The organism is Caballeronia udeis, assembly GCF_001544555.2.
Lineage (GTDB): Bacteria > Pseudomonadota > Gammaproteobacteria > Burkholderiales > Burkholderiaceae > Caballeronia > Caballeronia udeis.
The window spans coordinates 1-20,243 of sequence record NZ_FCOK02000014.1 but is presented as its reverse complement, the minus strand read 5'-3'; the positions used below and the strand labels follow the sequence as shown (position 1 = coordinate 20,243).

The following is a 20,243-nucleotide window of genomic DNA, read 5'->3' as shown; positions in this document are numbered from 1 at the left end:
GAATGATTCCTTCGAATCTAGGGTGTGGCTGTGTCGTGGGGACACGACTTTGAACATTTTGTAGATGTTTGCAACATGCATGCCATCAGGCTAAACCCTATTGGCGCCGAAGTTTACGGAGACGTAAGCGCACCGGGAAGGGGATCATCTCCGCCATTCGCACCGCGCGGAAGCGAGAAATGTCCGCCGCAGTGCAGCATTGGATGGGCGTTCGGGGCGAGCGTCCGGCGACTTGTGTAAAACGGACGCGAATGTCGGAAAAGGCCAAGAACACGTCTAAATTCATAAATTGGCGTGGTGGGTGAAAGTCAAGAATAGACGCATCGGAAAGCGGTTGTGAGCATGGTTTCCAGTGCCTTTGCAGGTTGGCCTCAGAAGCAAACCGCCTTTCAAGAACCGACTTGTCCCCGAACCCACGGATGCCTCAATGTCAAATTCCCCGACTCGCCCCGCCGCCCCGTTCTTCGAAGAACCTCTTGCCACGCGCGACGCGCCAGTACGCAGCGCCATCCTGAAAGAGCTGGAACGCCAGCAGTCGCAGGTCGAACTGATCGCGTCGGAAAACATTGTCTCGCGCGCCGTTCTTGAAGCGCAGGGCTCGGTGCTGACGAATAAATATGCGGAAGGTTATCCGGGCAAGCGGTATTACGGCGGCTGCGAATTCGTCGATGAAATTGAAACCCTCGCGATCGATCGTGTAAAGCAGATCTTCAATGCGCAGTTCGCCAACGTGCAACCGCACTCGGGTGCGCAGGCGAACGGCGCCGTCATGCTTGCATTGACCAAACCCGGTGACACCGTGCTCGGCATGTCGCTCGACGCAGGCGGTCACCTGACGCACGGCGCGAAGCCGGCGCTGTCCGGCAAGTGGTTCAACGCGATCCAGTACGGCGTGAATCGCGAGACCATGCTGATCGATTACGAGCAGATTGAAGAGCTCGCGATGCAGCACAAGCCGACGCTGTTGATCGCAGGCTTCTCGGCGTATCCGCGTGAGCTGGACTTTGCGCGGCTGCGTGCCATCGCGGACAAAGCGGGTTCCAAGCTCATGGTCGACATGGCGCACATTGCCGGCGTGATCGCGGCAGGGCGGCATCAAAACCCGGTCGAGCACGCACATGTGGTCACGTCCACCACGCACAAGACGTTGCGCGGCCCGCGCGGCGGTTTTGTCCTGACCAATGACGAAGACATTGCCAAGAAGATCAACTCCGCGGTGTTCCCGGGCCTTCAGGGCGGTCCGCTGATGCACGTGATCGCTGGTAAGGCCGTGGCCTTCGGCGAGGCGCTGCAGCCCGGTTTCAAGACTTATATCGACAACGTGCTGGCCAACGCGAAAGCGCTCGGCGAAGTGCTGAAGGCCGGCGGCGTGGATCTTGTCACGGGCGGCACGGACAACCACTTGCTGCTCGTCGACCTGCGTCCGAAGGGCCTGAAGGGTAACCAGGTCGAGCATGCGCTGGAACGCGCCGGCATCACCTGCAACAAGAACGGCATCCCGTTCGACCCGGAAAAGCCCACGGTCACCTCAGGCGTGCGCCTCGGCACGCCGGCTGGCACCACGCGTGGTTTTGGCGTGGCAGAGTTCCGTGACATCGGCCGCCTGATCGTGGAAGTGTTCGACGCACTGCGCGACCACCCGGACGGTCACGCCGAGACCGAACATCGCGTGCGCCGCGAAATCTTCGCGCTGTGCGAGCGCTTCCCTATCTATTGATTACGCCCTCCCTTCATGGAGCATGAGATGAGCACACTGCACGACAACAGCATCATCATCGACGGCCTGAATATTTCGAAGTTCGAGCCGTCGGTGTTCGAGGACATGAGAAAGGGCGGCGTGACCGCGGTGAACTGCACGGTGTCGGTCTGGGAGAGCTTCCAGAAGACCGTGGACAACATTGCTGAAATGCGTCAGATGATGCGCGAGCACAGCGACATACTCACGCTCGTGCGCACGACGGACGACATTCGCCGCGCGAAGAAAGAGAACAAGACCGGCATCATTTTTGGTTTCCAGAACGCCCATGCGTTCGAGGACAACCTGGGCTACATCGAAACGTTCAAGCAGCTTGGCGTGAACGTGGTGCAGCTTTGCTACAACACGCAGAACCTCGTGGGTACCGGCTGTTATGAGCGCGATGGCGGTCTTTCGGGTTTCGGCCGCGAAGTGATCCAGGAAATGAACCGCGTGGGCATCATGGTCGACCTGTCGCACGTGGGCGGCAAGACGTCTTCCGAAGCCATCGCTTTCTCGAAGAAGCCGGTGTGTTATTCGCATTGCTGTCCTTCGGGCCTGAAGGAACATCCGCGCAACAAGACCGACGAGCAGCTCAAGGAAATTGTCGATGCAGGCGGGTTTGTCGGCGTCACCATGTTCGCGCCGTTCCTGAAGCGCGGCCCGGATGCGACGGTGGAAGACTACCTCGAGGCAATCGAGTACGTGGTTGACCTGATCGGCGAAGACAACGTGGGTATTGGCACGGACTTCACGCAGGGCTACAGCACGGAATTCTTCGACTGGATCACGCACGACAAGGGCCGTTATCGTCAATTGACGAATTTCGGCAAGGTCGTGAATCCCGAAGGTATCCGAACGATTGGCGAATTCCCGAACCTGACCGCTGCGATGGAACGCGCCGGCTGGGGCGAGTCGCGTATCAAGAAGATCATGGGCGAGAACTGGGTACGCGTGTTCGACAGCGTCTGGAACGTCTGACCCGGCTCACCCAATAAAAAGGAACCCACACGATGCAACCACAACTGCCTATTGACGTCGATCCTGAAACCGGCGTCTGGACGACCGACTCGCTGCCCATGCTTTATGTGCCACGTCATTTCTTCACGAACAACCACCTGGCTGTTGAAGAAGCACTGGGTCGCGACGTGTACGCGAAGAGCCTTTATACGGCGGGCCACAAGTCGGCGTATCACTGGTGCGATAAAGAAGCCAAGCAACACGGCATCAGCGGCATGGCGGTGTTCGAACATTACCTGAAGCGCTTGTCGCAACGCGGCTGGGGTTTGTTCTCGATCGTGAAAAGCGATCCGGCTGCTTCAACGGCAACCGTGCATCTGCATAACTCGTCGTTCGTGCTGGCGCAGCCGGGCAAGGAAGGCAAGCTTTGCTACATGTTCGCAGGCTGGTTCGCCGGGGCGATGGACTGGGTCAACGACACCGCACCGGAAGGCACGAAGAAAGGTCCGAAGTCGTTTTCGGTCGAGACGCAATGCGCGGCCGAAGGCCATTCGCATTGCATATTCGAAGTGACGCCGCTGGCAGCGTGAACGAGTCATAAAGCAGCGTAGTACGTAGATAATTCCGAGGTCGACCGCGATGCGTTACCCCAACCTTTTCAAGCCTCTTACGCTGAACAAGCTGACCTTGCGCAATCGCATTGTCAGCACCGCGCACGCGGAGGTCTATGCGGAACCGGGCGGTCTGCCCGGCGATCGGTATATCCGTTATTACGAAGAGAAGGCGAAGGGCGGGGTGGGCCTTGCCGTATGCGGCGGCTCGAGTCCGGTGTCCATTGATAGTCCGCAAGGCTGGTGGAAGTCGGTCAATCTCGCCACCGACAAGGTCATCGATCCGCTCTCGCGCCTGGCCGAAGCCATGCACAAGCATGGCGCGAAGATCATGATCCAGGCAACCCACATGGGCCGTCGCACGGCGTATCACGGTGAGCACTGGCCGCATCTGATGTCGCCGTCGGGCGTGCGTGAACCGGTGCATCGCGGCAATGCGAAGATCATTGAAGTGGAAGAAATCAAGCGCATCATTTCCGACTTCGCGGTGGCCGCGAAGCGCGTGAAAGATGCGGGTTTGGATGGCGTCGAAATCTCGGCGGCGCATCAGCATCTGATTGACCAGTTCTGGAGTCCGCGCACGAATTTTCGTACCGATGAATGGGGCGGTTCGCTCGAAAACCGCCTTCGTTTCGGCAACGAAGTGCTCAAGGCCGTGCGTGAAGCGGTAGGTCCGGACTTCTGCGTCGGCCTGCGCATGTGCGGCGACGAATTTCACGAAGACGGTCTCGATCACACGCAGTTGAAAGAGATCGCCCAGTCGATGTCGGAGTCGGGTCTTATCGACTACATCGGCGTGATTGGTTCCGGCGCGGACACGCACAACACGCTCGCGAACTGCATGCCGCCCATGGCGCTGCCGCCCGAGCCGTTCGTGCATCTCGCCGCCGGAATCAAGTCGGTGGTGAAGCTGCCGGTGATGCATGCGCAAAGTATCCGGGATGCAGGCCAAGCCGAGCGTCTGCTGGAGTCCGGCATGATCGACCTGGTCGGCATGACGCGTGCGCAGATTGCCGATCCGCACATGGTCATCAAGATCCGCGATGGCCGCGAAGACGAGATCAAGCAGTGCGTGGGCGCGAATTATTGTATTGACCGGCAGTACAACGGTCTCGATGTGCTGTGCGTGCAGAACGCGGCAACCTCACGTGAAGAGACCATGCCGCACGTGATCGAAAAATCGCGTGGCCCGAAGCGCAAGGTCGTGGTCGTTGGCGCGGGTCCTGCGGGACTCGAAGCCGCGCGCGTGGTGAAATCGCGGGGGCATGACGTCGTATTGTTCGAAAAGAACGAGTACGTGGGCGGCCAGATCATGCTGGCGGCCAAGGCGCCGCAGCGCGAGCAGATGGCGGGCATCGTGCGCTGGTTCGACATGGAAACGAAGCGCCTCGGCGTGGACCGTCGTCTGGGTGTGGCAGCCGACGAAAAGATGATCATGGCCGAGAAGCCGGACATTATCGTGCTGGCTACGGGTGGTTCATCGTTCACGCAGCAGGTGCCGGCGTGGGGCGTTTCGGAAGGTCTTGCCGTGAGCTCGTGGGACATCCTCTCCGGCAAGGTCGAGCCGGGCAAGAACGTACTGGTTTATGACGGCGTCAGCACCCATGCCGGCGCGGGCGTAGCCGACTTCATCGCGAGCCGGGGTGGAAACGTCGAGATCGTGACGCCGGACGTGAAGGTCTCGGACGATGTCGGCGGCACAACCTTCCCGATTTTCTATCGGCGTCTGTACGCGCAAGGTGTGATCTCCACACCGAACTACTGGCTCGACAAAGTGTATGAGGAAGACGGCAAGAAGATTGCCGTTATCCGCAATGAGTACACGGAGGAGCAGGAGGAGCGCGCGGTCGACCAGGTGGTGATCGAGAACGGCATTACGCCGAACGACGAGCTCTACTGGAAGCTCAAGCCGGAGTCGTTGAATCGCGGACAGGTCGATGTGCACAAGCTCTTCGCTTCCGAGCCGCAACCGTCCTTGAGCGAAGAACTCGGCAATGGCCGCTTCCTGCTGTTCCGCGTTGGCGACTGCATCTCCATGCACAACATTCATGGCGCGATCTATGACGCGCTGCGCCTCGTCAAGGACTTCTGAAAATGAGCCCGGTGTTTGTCATTACCGCGTTGTTGTGGTTGTCGGTGGCGGGTCTGGCATTCGCACTTTTCAAACGTGCCGCGTATTGGCGCGAGGGTCGCGCGACGGCTGCGGGTGCGTACGGCTGGGGCAATTTGCTATCCATCCCGAAGCGCTATTTCGTCGATCTGCACCATGTAGTCGCACGCGATCCGTATATTGCGAAGACGCACGTGGCGACAGCCGGCGGTGCGATTGCAGCCATGGCGCTCGTGTTCCTCAACTACGGGCTGGCTATCTATTCGCCGTGGCTCGACAAGCTGATCTTCCTGGCGGCGCTCGTGATGCTGGTTGGTGCGGTGTTCGTATGGCGCCGCCGGCATGGAGCGAAGGCCGTGCCGGTGCGGTTGTCGCGCGGGCCGTGGGATAGCTTGCCGCTGCTGCTGGGTTCGTTTGCGCTTGGGCTCGTGCTGTTCATCGTGTTACCCGCTGCGGCAATGTCCGGCGCATTGGCGATCATCGTCGCGCTGCTGATTGCCGCGGGTGCTTTCACGATGACCTTCGGCGCAGCCCGTGGCGGTCCGATGAAACACGCGCTCGCGGGGTTGCTGCATCTCGCATTTCATCCCCGGCAAGAGCGCTTCACCGGACGCAACCACGAGCATGATGTCGTCCCGCCGACCGCGCTCAAGATGCCCGTGCTGGATGCGAAGGAATACGGCGTGGGCAAGCCGGTTGAATTCCGCTGGAATCAATTGCTGAGCTTCGATGCCTGCGTGCAATGCGGCAAATGCGAGGCGGCATGTCCCGCGTTCGCAGCGGGTCAGCCGCTGAACCCGAAGAAGCTGATCCAGGACCTGGTGACGGGTATGGTCGGTGGGTCGGACGCCGCGTATGCCGGTAGCCCGACGCCCGGCATCCCGCTTGGCAAGCATTCGGGCGCACCGTCGAAGCCGCTGATTTCCACGATGATCGAAGCGGACACGATCTGGTCCTGCACCACCTGCCGCGCCTGCGTTCAGGAGTGCCCTATGCTGATCGAGCATGTGGACGCTATTGTGGATATGCGGCGCAACCAGACGCTGGTTGAAGGCATCGTGCCGGGCAAGGGTCCTGAAACGCTCGCGAACTTGCGCGAGACGGGTAGCGCGAACGGCTTCGATATCGGTGCGCGTTACGACTGGTCCGTCGATCTGCAGGTGCAAGTCGCGCAGCCGGGGCGTCCGGTCGATGTGCTGCTTATTGCAGGCGAAGGTGCATTCGACATGCGCTATCAGCGCTCCCTGCGCGCGCTGGTCAAGGTGCTGAACAAGGCCGGTGTCGACTACGCGGTGCTTGGCGGCGTGGAGACGGATACCGGAGACACCGCGCGTCGTCTCGGCGATGAAGCCACGTTCCAGCAACTGGCGACGCAACTCATCGCGACGTTGTCGAAGTATTCGTTCAAGAAGATCGTCACCGCCGATCCGCACGTGATGCACAGCCTGCGCAACGAGTATCGCGCGCTGGGTGGCCTTTATGAGGTACAGCACCACACGTCGCTGATTGCTGAGCTCGTCGCCAGCGGCAAGCTCACGCCGGCTGCTGAAAGCGCGCTCGCCGCCGGCAAGACGGTGACGTATCACGACCCGTGCTATCTAGGCCGCTATAACGGTGAAACGGAAGCGCCGCGCAAGTTGCTTAAATCGATCGGCATCAAGGTGGTCGAGATGGAACGCAACGGCATGCGCGGACGATGCTGCGGCGGTGGCGGCGGCGCGCCGCTCACCGACATCCCCGGCAGGCAGCGTATTCCTGACATACGTATCAACGACGCCCGCGCGGTCAACGCGGAGATTGTCGCGGTCGGATGCCCGAACTGCACGGCGATGCTGGAAGGCGTAGTAGGTACTCGGCCGGAAGTGCTGGACGTGGCTGAACTCGTTGCAGCGGCGCTGGAGTAAGCAATGCACACCATCAAACGAATCGATCCACGCCGGCCGTTTTCCATCACGGCTGAAGGGCTCAAGCGCATTACTTTGGGTTTTGTCGGCGTGGCGGGCGACATTCACGCTGGTGCGCTGGGCGGGCATCGTGAACAGGTGAAACCGCGTCGCACGACTACGACTACGCAACGTACCTTGCTCGTGGCGGCGCACAGCGACCGCGGTTCCCTCGATGACCACGCGCGCCAGACGCTTGCGGCAGCCGCGCTGCTTGCAGACTCGACAACGCAAGTCGTATTGCTTGTCCTGGGCGAATTGAAGGACGACGCGGCCACGCTCGGCGCGGACAAGGTGATCGAGATGCCTGCATTCGATCGTCGTGCGTTCGCACCCAATGCCGCGCTGGACGCGCTCGCCGCCTGTGTCGGGGCGTATTCTCCCGCGCATGTTTTCCTCCCGGACAACGCGACGGGCGACGGTGATCTCGGGCGCCGGTACGCGGCGCAAGCGAGAGCTTCCGTGGCCGCGCAGGTGATTGAAATAGACGCCGCGCACGTGGCGGTTTATGCCCATGCGCGCAAGGCGTTTGCCGTGCGTTCGCTTCCCGACGTGATCCTGCTGGCCCCGAATGCAGTCGATGCAAGGTTGCCGTTCGTCGGCGCAGGCGAGCGGGTTGCAGCGGAGCAGTTTTTCGCTGACGGCCACCCGGACACGAGTCCCTACAAAGACTTGGGCATCGAAGAAATAGATGCCGCGCAAGTGGCGTTGGAAGAGGCCGATTTCATCGTGTCAGCGGGTAATGGCGTGACGGATGTCCCCGCGTTCGAGCGTCTCGCCAGCACCGTAGGCGCTGCGATTGGCGCGAGCCGGGTGGCGGTGGACGACGGCAAGTTTCCCCGCGACAAACAGATCGGGGCAACGGGCAAGACGGTCGACGCCAGCCTCTACATCGCGTTCGGTATCTCCGGCGCGGTGCAGCACTTGCAGGGCATCAAGGATTGCCGGCACGTGATTGCGGTGAATCTCGACGCTAGCGCGCCGATCGCAAAACGCGCGAACCTGACGATCATCGGCGACGCGCAGGAAACAATCGCGGCATTGACCGAAGCCGCGGCCGCGGCGCGTAACGCACGTGCCAACCCGGGCGCAATGGCCGCGTCCGGCGGCGCAGCTTCGAGTACAGCCAAGCTGGAAGGAGCGCTCGCATGAGCCAGGCATCGACCACGAAGCGCTTAAGCAGGATTGCCGTCCTCGTCTCGGTCGGCCGTCATCCGGTGAGCGGCACCGCGCGCTATAGCCGTAACGACGCCGCCGCGCTGACGTTGGCGATGCGGCTCGCCGCCCAGCATCAGGCGACCCTCGACGTATTGCACGCAGGCGATCCCGCCAATCCCGCATTGCGCGAATATCTCGCGTTGGGTGCGGCAAAGGTGGAAGTGCTGGCCGTAGCCGCGGGAGATGAAATCGCGCCGGCGCTCGCCGCACGCTTGAAGGGTTGCGACCTCGTGCTGACCGGCACGCGTGCGGAAGGCACGGAAGACAGCGGCATGTTGCCCTACCAGCTCGCCGACGCCCTGGGCGTTGCGCTGCTTGCATCGGCGGTGGATATCGACATTGAAGCGGACGTTGAAGCGGGAGTCGATGCCACACAAGTCACCGTCCGGCAATTCTTGCCGAAAGGGTTGCGCCGGCGTGTGCAGGCAAGCTTGCCTACGCTGGTTGTGGTGCATCCCATGGCCAACGCCACGCCGCGATACGCGTACGCGAAACTGCGCGAAGGCGCGATCGAACCGGTGCTGGTGAGTGCCGCCAACTCGGCGGAAGGCGTGCGCTGGTCGATCAAGCCCGCGACGGCGAAACCCGTGCGGCTGGCGGCGGCCGAAAAGCGTTCGGGCCACGCGCGCATGCTCTCGGCCACGACTACGGAAAGCCGGGGTGGCAGCGTCGTAATTGAAGGGACTTCCGTCGAAAAAGCACAAGTGATCCTGGCGTATTTGCGCGAGCATCAACTCGTCGATTACTGATTTCCGATACGAAAATTCCCGCCCGTTCAAGGTCGGGCGGGGCACCAAAACACGGAGCACACGATGAAAGTTTCCGCAGACGTTCGCGCAATGATCGAACGCCGCAAGAAGGGCCACACGCTGGAAGCGCCGTTCTACACGAGCGAGGAAATCCACGCGCTCGACATGGACGTGATCTTCCGGCGGCACTGGATCCAGGTCGCGGTCGAACCGGACGTGCCGGAAGCGGGCGACTACATGACCGTGGAACTCGGCAACGATTCCATCCTGATCGTGCGCGACGACGACATGCAGATCCGCGCGTTCCATAACGTCTGCCGGCATCGCGGTGCACGCCTGTGCAGCTCGGAGAAAGGCTCGCTCGGCAATATCGTGTGCCCGTATCACAGCTGGACCTACAACCTGAACGGCGACCTGATGTTCGCCGAGCACATGGGCGAGCAGTTCGACAAGTGCAAGCACAGCCTCAAGAAGGTCCACCTTGAAAATCTCGCGGGCCTGATTTTTGTCTGTCTCGCTGAAACACCGCCGGCCGATTTCGCCGTATTGCGCGCTTCGATGGAACCGTATTTGCTGCCGCACGGCCTGGCCGACTGCAAGGTGGCCGCCGCGATCGACATCATCGAAAAGGGCAACTGGAAGCTCACGATGGAGAACAATCGCGAGTGCTATCACTGCGTCGCGAACCATCCGGAGCTGACCATCTCGCTCTATGAATATGGCTTCGGTTACCAGCGTTCCGCCGACAACGAAGAGGCCATGGCGGCCTTCGACAGGACCGTCGAAGAACGCACGAAGCAATGGGAAGCGATGAACCTCCCGTCGAAGGAAATCGACCGGCTGGCTGACCTTGTCAGCGGTTTTCGCACGCAACGTTTGCCGCTCGACCGCAGCGGCGAGTCCCAGACGATGGACGCCAAGGTGGCATCGAAGAAATTGCTGGGCGGTTTCCAGCAAGCCGATCTGGGAGGTCTCTCGTTCTGGACGCAGCCAAATTCGTGGCATCACTTCATGAGCGATCACATTGTGAGCTTCTCGGTGATTCCATTGTCGGCAGACGAGACGCTCGTGCGCACCAAATGGCTCGTGCACAAGGACGCAGTGGAAGGCGTTGACTACGACGTCGACAACCTCACCGCCGTCTGGCGCGCGACGAACGATCAGGACCGTGCGCTGGTGGAATTCTCGCAACTCGGCGCGACGAGCAGCGCGTATGAACCGGGTCCGTATTCGCCGTTCACGGAAGGGCTCGTGGAGAAATTCTGCGAGTGGTATATCGCTCGACTCGACGATTACGCCAACACGCCGGATGAAGCGAGCGTTACCGCGCACGACGAGAAAGTCGTGTCGTTCAAGCGGTAACTGACCGCACAAACAACGTCGCACTCAAAGCTATAGCGGAGAAACAGATGATGCGCGATCAGGCGACGTTCGAGCCTGCCCCGAACCGAGTGACCCAGCCCGAGTTCTGGGGCACGCTTCCCGCTCGTTGGGACAGCGACACGGACGACACGCTCGTCTGCTGCCACGTTCGTCAGGAAACGCACGACGTAAAGAGTTTTTTCTTTCGTGCGCCGGTGGAACGGACCTTTGCTTTCGAGCCCGGCCAGTTCATCACGCTGGAGCTGGAGATAGACGGCGAATCGATCAATCGCTGTTATACGATTTCCTCGCCGCCTACGCGTCCGCACACGATCTCCATCACGGTGAAGCGCGTGCCGGGCGGCAAGGTGTCGAACTGGCTGCACGATAATCTTCAGACAGGCGGCAAGGTAAGGGTGTTGGGGCCCGCCGGCGAGTTCACGTGCGCGCGGCATCCGGCGCGCAAGTTCCTGTTTTTATCGGCGGGATCGGGTGTCACGCCGTTGATGTCCATGAGCCGTGCCCATCACGAACTCGGCGAGGACCGCGACATTGTGTTCGTGCACAGCGCGCGCACGCCCGACGACATCATCTTCGCGCGCGAACTCGACCTGATTGCTTCGAACCAGGCGAACTTCCGCACGGCGTTTGTATGCGAACGAGTCGGCGCGCGTACGAACTGGCCCGGCGTGACGGGTTTCCTCACGCTGCCCTTGCTCAAGCTGATCGCACCGGATTTTCTGGAGCGGGAAATCTTTACCTGCGGTCCGGCGCCCTACATGAAGGCAGTCCGTGATCTGCTCGCCGAAGGCGGTTTCGACACCACCCATTATCACGAGGAAAGTTTTTCCTTCGAGACGATCGCGGAGGTCGCGGCGCAACTGACGACTGCTCATGTGGCCGATGCATTGCAGTCCAACGGGACATTCGCCGAGATGCGGGAAAGCGCGGTTGGCTTCGACCTGTCGCCTGAACTCGTCCCCGCGCCTGTCGAGACCACGTTCAAGGTCAGTTTTGCCAAGAGCAATCGCGAGATCGAATGCGGCAGCGCGCAGCATGTGCTGGACGCAGCGAAGAAATCGGGCGTGCGTTTGCCGGCGTCGTGTACGCAAGGCATGTGCGGCACTTGCAAGGTCAAGCTGCTGTCCGGTGAAGTCGAGATGAAACATAACGGCGGCATCCGTCAGCGCGAGATCGACCAGGGCATGGTTCTCTTGTGTTGCAGCAAGCCGCTGACGGACCTTGTTGTCGATAAGTAGGGTATTCATCAGGGTCGGCGACGCCCCGGGATAAAACGAGGTCGCATCCAGACAACTGGGTGTCGAAAAATAACCAGTCGGCGCTTTTCTGGCCGGTGATTCTAAAGCCTCAATGGTGTGGACCGCAAAGGGGAGTACGACAATGAGACTGATCAAAAAACTGCTTGTTTTAAGCACCTTAAGTGCTGCGCTGGCTGCAACCAGCGCGGGTGTGATCGCCGCCGATGCGAAACCGACCATCAAGATCGGTTACGTGGAAGGCTGGGACGACAGCGTGGCGACGACGAACGTGGCGGCGCAGATCATCGAGAAGAAGCTGGGTTATCCGGTGCAGCTCGTACCGGTCGCGGCGGGCGTAATGTGGCAGGGCGTGGCGCGCGGCGACCTCGACATGACGCTGTGCGCCTGGTTGCCGGTCACGCACGGCGCCTACTGGGAGACCTTCAAGTCGAAGGTCGTCGATCTTGGCACCAACTTTCCTGACGCGAAGATCGGCCTGATCGTGCCGGAAGATGTGGACGTCACGAGCCTGTCGGATCTTGAAGCGAAGAAGGCGGAGTTTGGCGGTCGGATCGTTGGTATTGACGCAGGTGCCGGCGTGATGCAGAAAGCGGGCGAGGCGATCAAGGCCTACAACCTCGACTACACGTTGATGCCGAGCTCGGGCAGCGCAATGACGGCAGAACTGGCGCGCGCGGAAAACGCGAAGAAGCCGATCATTGTGACAGGCTGGAAACCGCATTGGATGTTCGCGAAGTACAAGCTGAAATTCCTGGAAGATCCGAAGAAGGTGTTCGGTGAAGCGGAGCACGTGGACAACATCGTCAATCCGCAACTTGAAAAGAAGGCGCCTACCGTGGTCGCTTTCCTCAAGAAGTTCCAATGGCAACCGGGTGAGATCGACAGCGTGATGCTTGCAACGACGAACGGCGCCAAGCCGGCCGCCGCTGCCGATGCATGGATCAACGCTCACAGCGACCGCGTGGCGAGCTGGACGAATTAAACGTCCGCGCTTCAGCTTTAACGAAACGACAAAACGCCGCTTAGCGGCGTTTTGTCGTTTTCGGAGGATTTTTCAAAGGGCTGATTACAGCACCACCGTCCGGTCACCGTTGATAAATACGCGCCGTTCAATGAATGCCTTCACCGCACGCGCGAGCGTGATGCATTCCACGTCGCGTCCTGTTGCGAGCAGGCGCTCCGGCTTGTAGGAATGATCCACGCGCTCGACCACTTGTTCGATGATCGGACCTTCATCCAGGTCGTCGGTCACGAAGTGGGCTGTTGCACCGATCAGCTTCACGCCGCGCGTATGCGCCTGGTGATACGGCTTCGCACCCTTGAAACCGGGCAGGAACGAATGATGGATATTGATCGCGCGCGCGGCCAGTTTCCGGCTCGTCTCGCCCGACAATATCTGCATGTAGCGCGCGAGAATCATCAACTCCGCGCCGGACGACTCGAACAGATCGAGCAGGCGCGCTTCCTGTTGCGGCTTGGTGTCCGCGGTGACGGGGAGGTGATGGAACGGCAGGCCATGCTGCACGGCAAGCGGTTCAAGATCGCGATGGTTCGACCCGATTCCGACAATGTCCATCTTCAGCTCGCCCATGCGCCAGCGGAACAACAGGTCCGCGAGACAGTGCTCGAGCTTCGACACCATGATGAGCACCTTCGGCCGCGCCGCCACCTTGTGGATTGCCCACGTCATGGAGAAACGCTCGGCGATAGGCGTGAATTCCTGCTGCAACGCGGCGATCTGGAGCGTTTCATCGTGATCCACGCCGTGGAAGACGCAGCGTACGAAGAAGCGCTGGCTGAGGTCGTCGTCGAAGACGGTGAGTTCATCGACATAACACTGGTGCCGGTCGAGGAAGCCGACCACGGCTGCGACTTGTCCTGCGGCGCTGGGGCAAGCGACCGTCAGTACGAGTTGATGAGACAGGGTGTCAACGACGTTATTACCGGTCATGCGGTTCTCCACTATGCAAATCGCGACGCCGCGAACGCGGCGCGCATGCATTGCAGTAGAACAAATTGCACGGGGCGGCGGCTAGAAGCTAAACGCCGTGACGCTGGTATCTGAGCGTCAGGCGGGCTCACGGGAGCTCAGGCCGCTACGCCGCACTCAACCAGCAACCAGTCGCGAAACGCACAGACGGCCGTGGTTTGAGCGCGCGGCGCATTCAAAAGGTATCCGCCGTCCGTCGTGACCGGCGTGTCGAACAGCCGGATCAGTTGACCGCTCGCAACGAGTTCATCCACCAGCGGCGCCCAGCCCAGCGCCACGCCCTGGCCCATGATTGCCGCGTGCGCGACGAAGCCATAGCTGTTGAATGTAATGCCGCGATGCGCGGGGGGCGCCGCGAGCCCGTGCGCCGCGAACCAGCCGTGCCACGACAGCCAGCGCTCCGGGTTGGTCGGCTCCAGATGAAGCAGCGGCAGGCTGACGAGGTCCGACGGATGGGCGGGTTTGCCGTGTCGCGCGAGAAACGCGGGGCTGCACACCGGCGTGACTTGCTCAGGAAACAATTTGACCGTGCCGCGTCCCGCCCAGTCCGTTGCCGCATGACCGAAGGCGATCACGATATCCGCGTGATCGTGATCGGCGGCGAGCACGTCTTGCGCGGTGGTGATCCTGACGTCGACGTCGGGCATCAGCGCCTTGAATTGCGACAGGCGCGGCATCAGCCAGTAAGTCGCGAAGCCGAAGTCGGTCAGGAGATTGAGTGAGCGCTGCGCGGGCGCCGCGTGGCGTGCGCGAATGTCGTTGGTGGCAATGCGGATGGTGTCGAGGCTCTGGCGCACTGCTTCGAACAGGCGCACGCCGTCCTCCGTGAGCGTCACGCCGCGGTGTCCGCGCTCGAACAGCGCCGCACCAAGGTTCTCCTCGAGCTGTACCACGCGCTGGCTGACCGCCGGCTGCGTGGAGCCCAGTTCGCGGGCGGCGGCGGTGAAGCTGGCGAGACGCGCGGCGGACTCGAACATCGAGAGCGCCTGCATGGGCGGCAAACGATCCTGTCTCGGCATAAGTGCCCCTTATGAGCTCATAACGTTTTGCTCTCTTCACAGCCGCGAATTGAACGGCAATAGTGGTGCGCGACACGAGCCATTCGCCGTGCGTACTGCCCATGATGCGCCACTTTCCTGATTCTATTCGAGCCTCGCTCCGATGCTTAAACGCAAACAAAATATCCTGATTCTGATGGCCGATCAAATGACGCCGTTCGCGTTGTCCGCGTACGGCCATCACGTAACGAAGACGCCGAACATGGACGCGCTCGCGGCCCGTGGCGTGGTGTTCGATTCGGCGTATTGCGCGAGTCCGCTGTGCGCACCGTCGCGCTTTTCGTTCTTGTCGGGCAAGCTGCCCTCGGCAATAGGCGCCTACGATAACGCCGCCGAATTTCCATCGCAAACATTAACGTTCGCGCATTACCTGCGCGCGGAGGGGTATCGGACGATTCTCTCGGGGAAGATGCACTTTTGCGGCCCGGACCAATTGCACGGTTTCGAGGAGCGCCTGACCACCGACATCTATCCGGCGGATTTCGGCTGGACGCCGGACTGGGACGACTTCGAGACGCGCCCGAGCTGGTATCACAACATGAGTTCCGTGATCGACGCGGGGCCGTGCGTGCGCACGAATCAACTCGATTTCGACGATGAGGTGACCTACACCACGCGTCAGAAGTTATTCGACATTGCGCGTGAGCGGCAAGCGGGGAAGGACGAGCGGCCGTTTTGCGTGGTGGCGTCGCTCACGCACCCGCACGATCCCTACGCGATTCCGCAGAAATACTGGGACATGTACCGCGACGAAGACATCCAGATGCCTGCGTACCGCGACACGCTGGATGCTGCCGACCCGCATTCGAAGCGCCTGCGTTACGTGTGCGAGACGGACAAGACGCCGCCGACCGACCAGCAGATCCGCGACGCTCGCCATGCGTATTACGGCGCGATTTCCTACGTCGACGCGCAATTCGGCGCGATCCTCGAAGCGCTCGATCAGGCGGGACTGGCCGACGACACCATTGTGATAGTGACGTCCGATCATGGCGAGATGCTGGGCGAGCGCGGCCTCTGGTACAAGATGACATTCTTCGAAGGCGGCTGCCGCGTGCCGCTGATCGTGCACGCGCCGGGGCAATTCGAGGCGGCGCATGTGAGCGCTTCCGTGTCGCATCTCGACTTGCTGCCGACGCTTGTGGAGCTGGGCCGTGGCCAGCCGCGACCCGCATGGCCCGATACGCTCGATGGCCGGAGTCTCGTGCCACATCTGCGCGGCGAGGCGCAGGCACACGATGAAGCCATCGGCGAGTACCTGGCCGAAGGTGCGGTTGCGCCGATCGTGATGCTGCGCCGCGGGGACTTCAAGTTCATCCATACGCCCTCGGACCCTGACCAGCTCTTCAATGTCACCGCTGATCCGCTGGAGCGCACCAACCTTGCGGCGCTGCCGGAACATGCGGCGAGGGTCGCAGCGTTTCGCGAGGAAATCGCCGCGCGCTGGGATCTCGACGCGCTGCGCGAAGAAGTCGTGCAAAGCCAGCGGCGCCGGCAATTTCACTTCGAAGCGACCACGCAAGGGGTGATCGAATCATGGGACTGGCAACCGTCGGTAGATGCCAGCCAACGTTATATGCGCAATCACATTGACCTCGACACGCTCGAAGCCATGGCGCGTTTTCCCGCTGTCACGCGCTAAAGCCCAAGCTGCTGAATTACAACCGAAACCACAGAACCAAAACCACACACTACCCACAGGAAGCCAACATGAAAAAGCCCTTCAAGCATGCGTTATTCTGCATTGCGGCACTCTGCGCATCCATCGGTACGGTAGTCGCCGCCGAGCCCGAAAGCTGCCTGCAGGTCAAGATGGCGGACCCGGGCTGGACCGATATCGACGCCACCAACGCCATGGCCGGTGTCGTGCTGAAGGCGCTTGGCTATAAGCAGAGCGTCTCGAACCTCTCAGTGCCGATTACCTACCAGGGCTTGAAGAAAGGCCAGGTCGACGCGTTCCTGGGTAACTGGATGCCCGCGCAAGGGCCTTTGGTCAAGCCGTTCGTGGATGAGAAGTCGATCGACGTGGTGCACCCGAACCTGACCAACGCGAAGTTCACGCTGGCCGTGCCGGACTACGTGGCGGCTGCGGGCGTGCACACATTCGCCGACCTGCAGAAGAACGCGGACAAGTTCGACGACAAGATCTACGGCATTGAACCGGGCGCGCCGGCGAATCAGAACATCAAGAAGATGCTCGATGAAAAGGCTTTCGGACTGAATGGCTGGAAACTGGTGGAGTCGAGCGAGACCGGCATGCTGACGCAGGTCGAACGCTCGGTGCGAGACAAGAAATGGATCGTGTTCCTTGCATGGGAACCGCATCTGATGAACACGAAGTTCCATCTCACCTACCTCGATGGCGGCGATAAATACTTTGGCCCGAACTTCGGCGGCGCGACGGTCAATACGGTCTCGCGGGCTGGTTACGCGAATGAATGCCCGAACGTGGGACGTCTTTTCAAGCAGATGACATTTAATGTCGACCTGGAGAACGGCATCATCACCGACGTCCTTCAAAACAAGACCAGCGTGGATACCGCTGCTGCAGCAGCGCTCAAGCGCAACCCGGACCTGGTGAAGGGCTGGCTTGACCGCGTTACCACAGCTACGGGCGCAAATGGATGGCAAGCGGTGCAAACAGCGCTTGGTTCCAAATAACAACAGTGAGTCGCAACTGGACAGATTTGCGTCGCAAAAGGTCGAGCCCCACTAAATATGGCCTCTTACTTTTGCAAGGCTGGTGCATGCGCTTGAAGCTCGGTGCATGCACCCGCATCCGATGTGACAGATCACTGTAGTACGCCGGTCTCTGCAATAAAAACTCGAGCGAGCAGCGTTGCGCGATGTCAACCCATCGCCGGAGCAGCGCGGACCTCGCTTCGTCCAACGAAATGTGCAAACGGGTATCAGGGAGAATCAACGATGAAGAAGCGAAATGCCGTAAAGCTGGCGGCCCTGGCGTTGAGCGCAGGAGCCGTCTCCGCACCTGCTTTGGTTCACGCGCAAAGCAGCGTGACGCTGTACGGTATCCTCGACGCCGGCATTACCTACGTCAACAACACGGGTGGCTCGCACGTCGTCAAATTCGACGACGGCGTCTCCTACGGCAACCGGATTGGTTTCAAGGGCACGGAAGATCTCGGCGGCGGAATGAAGGCGATCTTCGTGCTCGAGTCAGGCTTCCACCTCGGTAATGGCCAATATGGCTTCGGCGGCGCGGAGTTCGGCCGTCAGGCGTATGTGGGCTTGCAGAACCAGTGGGGCACGATCTCGGCGGGTAACCAGCTCGACCTGACGAACGAATTCATGGAGGGTTACAACATCTCTTCGTTCGGCAGCGGCTACGCGATCCACCAGGGCGACTTCGACCGCATGAACGGCGACCGCTTGCCGAACTCGATCAAGTACATGTCGCCCGATATCAGCGGCCTGACGTTCGGCGGCCTGTATTCGTTCGGCAACGTTGCGGGTGACTTCCACGAGAAGAGTGCCTACAGTTTGGGCGCGCACTACGCGCACGGCGACTTCACGATCGGCACGGCGGTCACGCGCCTCAACAATCCGAACGGTATCTACGCATTCGACCCGTATGCAATGATCGGCACGAAGACCTTCCTGGGCCAGACCGTCGCAACCACGAACCCGACAACGGGCGCCGTGACCGACCTGTTCAGCAGCACCGCGTTCAACGTCGACAGCCAGATGACTTACGGCATTGGATCGTCGTACGCGCTCGGCAACCTGATGCTGTTGGGCAACTACACCTACACCACGATCAAGGGTTTCGGACAGTCGTCGCACATGCACGTGGGTGAAGGCGGCGCGTCGTATAACTTCACGCCCGCGTTGATCCTGTACGGCGGTTACCAGTTCACGGCGTTCGAAGGCCACAAGTGGAACATGGGCTCGCTCGGGCTGCACTACCTGTTGTCCAAGCGTACCGATATCTACGTGTCGGGCGACTACCTCAAGGCATCGAGTGGCGTGAACGCGGTGATCGGCTATAGCTTTACGCCGTCGACGTCGAGCACGCAAAGCGATGTTCGCATTGGTATGCGGCACTCGTTCTAAGCGTTATCAGTTGTTTCAGCTGGTCGCGACGGCATCCTCAACGGATGCCGTCGCGCGTGGCGAACTGCGGTCCTGGCGCGGGCTTGAGCCGAAGCGTGTACGGTAGGTGCGTGAAAAGTGCGAGGGTGATTCGAAGCCGCACGCCACGCAGACCGTGGTAATGGACATGTCGGTTTGTTGCAGTAATTCGCGGGCGCGTGCAAGGCGCAGTCCGAGATAGAAGTGGGTGGGTGTGTCCTTCATCGCCGAGCAAAACAGGCGTTCCAACTGACGCCGCGTCACGCCGATTGCCTCTGCCAGTGCATCTGGCGACAGAGGTTCCTCCATGTGTTGTTCCATCACGCCGATCACCTGGATCAGCTTGCGATTGTGGATGCCGTAGCGCGCTGCGATCTGCATGCGCTGGTGGTCCGAGCGCTGCCGGATGCGGCCGAGCACGAACTGCTCCGAGACCTGGGCGGCGAGTTCCGCGCCGTGGCGGCGTCCGATCAGGTCGAGCATGAGGTCGATGGAGGCGGTGCCGCCGGCGCACGTGATCCGCCGCGCGTCGATTTCGAATAGCTCCTGGCTGACCGCGAGTGACGGATAGCGCTCCTGGAACGCCGATGCGGCTTCCCAGTGCAGTGTCACGCGCTCGTGCTGGAGCAGGCCGGCTTCTGCCAGGACGAAACTTCCTGTATCAATACCGCCTAGCGTTGCGCCTTGGCGATCCATCCGCCGAAGCCAGTCGCCCAGTTCGCGTGTGTAGCGGCTTAGCGGGTTGAAGCCGGCGACGACGATGACGTTGGTGGCCGAGCGGACGTCGGTCAGGGCGCTTTCTGCGTTGAGCGAGATGCCGTTGCTGGCGCAAACCGGGCCGCCGTCGAGGCTCAGGATGTGCCAGCGGTAGAGTGCACCCCGGAAGCGGTTGGCGACGCGTAGCGGCTCGATTGCCGACATGAAGCCGATGGACGAGAACTCGGGCAGCAGCAGGAAGTGGAAGTCTTCGGTGGCGGGCATTACACGATGGGGGCGATTTGCAATCGGACTAGCAAGCTAACAAGCGGAAATTACCGGCGCAATGGGGCCAAATCCTTAAAGGCCAGTTCAAAAAGAGCTCGGAAGGGCTGTTTACTTTTCCACGAAACGGTTAACCTTGGATACCTGAACAACG

General features: G+C 60.9%; 16 protein-coding genes. 13 read left to right on the top strand and 3 right to left on the bottom strand.

Annotated features, from left to right (window positions below; all coding sequences use genetic code 11):
* Positions 1-427: 427 nt before the first annotated feature.
* From AWB69_RS12610 to AWB69_RS12565, 10 genes are all read left to right on the top strand, one after another.
* Positions 428-1,717, top strand: coding sequence for a serine hydroxymethyltransferase (locus AWB69_RS12610; RefSeq protein ID WP_062085248.1), 1,290 nt, complete (start codon positions 428-430; stop codon positions 1,715-1,717).
* 27 nt (positions 1,718-1,744) lie between these two features.
* Complete coding sequence (locus AWB69_RS12605) at positions 1,745-2,716, top strand: dipeptidase (RefSeq protein ID WP_062085247.1); 972 nt, start codon at positions 1,745-1,747, stop codon at positions 2,714-2,716.
* Positions 2,717-2,748: 32 nt separating this feature from the next.
* Positions 2,749-3,285, top strand: coding sequence for a DUF5943 domain-containing protein (locus AWB69_RS12600; protein ID WP_062085246.1), 537 nt, complete (start codon positions 2,749-2,751; stop codon positions 3,283-3,285).
* Positions 3,286-3,334: 49 nt separating this feature from the next.
* Positions 3,335-5,398 (top strand): NADH:flavin oxidoreductase, encoded by a 2,064-nt coding sequence (locus tag AWB69_RS12595; protein ID WP_062085245.1) that lies wholly within the window; start codon positions 3,335-3,337, stop codon positions 5,396-5,398.
* Between the two features lie 2 nt (positions 5,399-5,400).
* Entirely contained in the window at positions 5,401-7,320 is a 1,920-nt protein-coding gene (locus tag AWB69_RS12590) for a (Fe-S)-binding protein (RefSeq protein ID WP_062085244.1), read from the top strand.
* 3 nt (positions 7,321-7,323) lie between these two features.
* Complete coding sequence (locus AWB69_RS12585) at positions 7,324-8,511, top strand: electron transfer flavoprotein subunit alpha/FixB family protein (protein ID WP_062085243.1); 1,188 nt, start codon at positions 7,324-7,326, stop codon at positions 8,509-8,511.
* On the top strand, positions 8,508-9,326 hold the full coding sequence (locus AWB69_RS12580) for a drug:proton antiporter (RefSeq protein WP_062085242.1): 819 nt from the start codon (positions 8,508-8,510) through the stop codon (positions 9,324-9,326). The genes AWB69_RS12585 and AWB69_RS12580 overlap by 4 nt, the downstream gene beginning before the upstream one ends.
* Before the next feature lie 63 nt (positions 9,327-9,389).
* Positions 9,390-10,688, top strand: a complete 1,299-nt coding sequence (locus AWB69_RS12575) for an aromatic ring-hydroxylating oxygenase subunit alpha (RefSeq protein ID WP_062085241.1) — start codon at positions 9,390-9,392, stop codon at positions 10,686-10,688.
* A gap of 47 nt (positions 10,689-10,735) precedes the next feature.
* Positions 10,736-11,947, top strand: a complete 1,212-nt coding sequence (locus AWB69_RS12570; RefSeq protein ID WP_062085240.1) for a hybrid-cluster NAD(P)-dependent oxidoreductase — start codon at positions 10,736-10,738, stop codon at positions 11,945-11,947.
* Between the two features lie 142 nt (positions 11,948-12,089).
* Positions 12,090-12,950, top strand: coding sequence for a glycine betaine ABC transporter substrate-binding protein (locus AWB69_RS12565; RefSeq protein ID WP_062085239.1), 861 nt, complete (start codon positions 12,090-12,092; stop codon positions 12,948-12,950).
* Between the two features lie 84 nt (positions 12,951-13,034).
* On the opposite strand, the gene purU is transcribed toward AWB69_RS12565, so the two are convergent.
* Both purU and AWB69_RS12555 read right to left on the bottom strand, forming a co-directional pair.
* Complete coding sequence (purU, locus tag AWB69_RS12560) at positions 13,035-13,919, bottom strand: formyltetrahydrofolate deformylase (RefSeq protein WP_062085238.1); 885 nt, start codon at positions 13,917-13,919, stop codon at positions 13,035-13,037.
* A gap of 137 nt (positions 13,920-14,056) precedes the next feature.
* Positions 14,057-14,977 (bottom strand): choline sulfate utilization transcriptional regulator, encoded by a 921-nt coding sequence (locus AWB69_RS12555; protein WP_062085237.1) that lies wholly within the window; start codon positions 14,975-14,977, stop codon positions 14,057-14,059.
* 142 nt (positions 14,978-15,119) lie between these two features.
* Between AWB69_RS12555 and betC the strand changes: the two genes are divergently transcribed.
* From betC to AWB69_RS12540, 3 genes are all read left to right on the top strand, one after another.
* The gene (gene betC, locus AWB69_RS12550; RefSeq protein ID WP_062085236.1) at positions 15,120-16,658 is read left to right on the top strand and encodes a choline-sulfatase; all 1,539 of its coding nucleotides are present in this window, start codon (positions 15,120-15,122) and stop codon (positions 16,656-16,658) included.
* A gap of 68 nt (positions 16,659-16,726) precedes the next feature.
* Positions 16,727-17,677: a choline ABC transporter substrate-binding protein gene (locus AWB69_RS12545; protein WP_062085235.1), complete on the top strand. Its 951-nt coding sequence runs from the start codon at positions 16,727-16,729 to the stop codon at positions 17,675-17,677.
* A 264-nt stretch (positions 17,678-17,941) separates the two neighbouring features.
* Positions 17,942-19,090, top strand: coding sequence for a porin (locus tag AWB69_RS12540; RefSeq protein WP_062085234.1), 1,149 nt, complete (start codon positions 17,942-17,944; stop codon positions 19,088-19,090).
* A gap of 15 nt (positions 19,091-19,105) precedes the next feature.
* On the opposite strand, the gene AWB69_RS12535 is transcribed toward AWB69_RS12540, so the two are convergent.
* Positions 19,106-20,089 carry a GlxA family transcriptional regulator gene (locus AWB69_RS12535; RefSeq protein WP_062085233.1) on the bottom strand — a complete coding sequence of 328 codons (984 nt, stop codon included), beginning with the start codon at positions 20,087-20,089 and terminating at the stop codon, positions 19,106-19,108.
* Positions 20,090-20,243: the final 154 nt, after the last annotated feature.

Coding starts and splice junctions, on each gene's coding strand:
- AWB69_RS12610 (WP_062085248.1), top strand. CDS start 428: ATGTCAAATTCCCCGACTCGCCCCGCCGCCCCGTTCTTCGAAGAACCT.
- AWB69_RS12605 (WP_062085247.1), top strand. CDS start 1,745: ATGAGCACACTGCACGACAACAGCATCATCATCGACGGCCTGAATATT.
- AWB69_RS12600 (WP_062085246.1), top strand. CDS start 2,749: ATGCAACCACAACTGCCTATTGACGTCGATCCTGAAACCGGCGTCTGG.
- AWB69_RS12595 (WP_062085245.1), top strand. CDS start 3,335: ATGCGTTACCCCAACCTTTTCAAGCCTCTTACGCTGAACAAGCTGACC.
- AWB69_RS12590 (WP_062085244.1), top strand. CDS start 5,401: ATGAGCCCGGTGTTTGTCATTACCGCGTTGTTGTGGTTGTCGGTGGCG.
- AWB69_RS12585 (WP_062085243.1), top strand. CDS start 7,324: ATGCACACCATCAAACGAATCGATCCACGCCGGCCGTTTTCCATCACG.
- AWB69_RS12580 (WP_062085242.1), top strand. CDS start 8,508: ATGAGCCAGGCATCGACCACGAAGCGCTTAAGCAGGATTGCCGTCCTC.
- AWB69_RS12575 (WP_062085241.1), top strand. CDS start 9,390: ATGAAAGTTTCCGCAGACGTTCGCGCAATGATCGAACGCCGCAAGAAG.
- AWB69_RS12570 (WP_062085240.1), top strand. CDS start 10,736: ATGATGCGCGATCAGGCGACGTTCGAGCCTGCCCCGAACCGAGTGACC.
- AWB69_RS12565 (WP_062085239.1), top strand. CDS start 12,090: ATGAGACTGATCAAAAAACTGCTTGTTTTAAGCACCTTAAGTGCTGCG.
- purU (WP_062085238.1), bottom strand. CDS start 13,919: ATGACCGGTAATAACGTCGTTGACACCCTGTCTCATCAACTCGTACTG.
- AWB69_RS12555 (WP_062085237.1), bottom strand. CDS start 14,977: ATGCCGAGACAGGATCGTTTGCCGCCCATGCAGGCGCTCTCGATGTTC.
- betC (WP_062085236.1), top strand. CDS start 15,120: ATGCTTAAACGCAAACAAAATATCCTGATTCTGATGGCCGATCAAATG.
- AWB69_RS12545 (WP_062085235.1), top strand. CDS start 16,727: ATGAAAAAGCCCTTCAAGCATGCGTTATTCTGCATTGCGGCACTCTGC.
- AWB69_RS12540 (WP_062085234.1), top strand. CDS start 17,942: ATGAAGAAGCGAAATGCCGTAAAGCTGGCGGCCCTGGCGTTGAGCGCA.
- AWB69_RS12535 (WP_062085233.1), bottom strand. CDS start 20,089: ATGCCCGCCACCGAAGACTTCCACTTCCTGCTGCTGCCCGAGTTCTCG.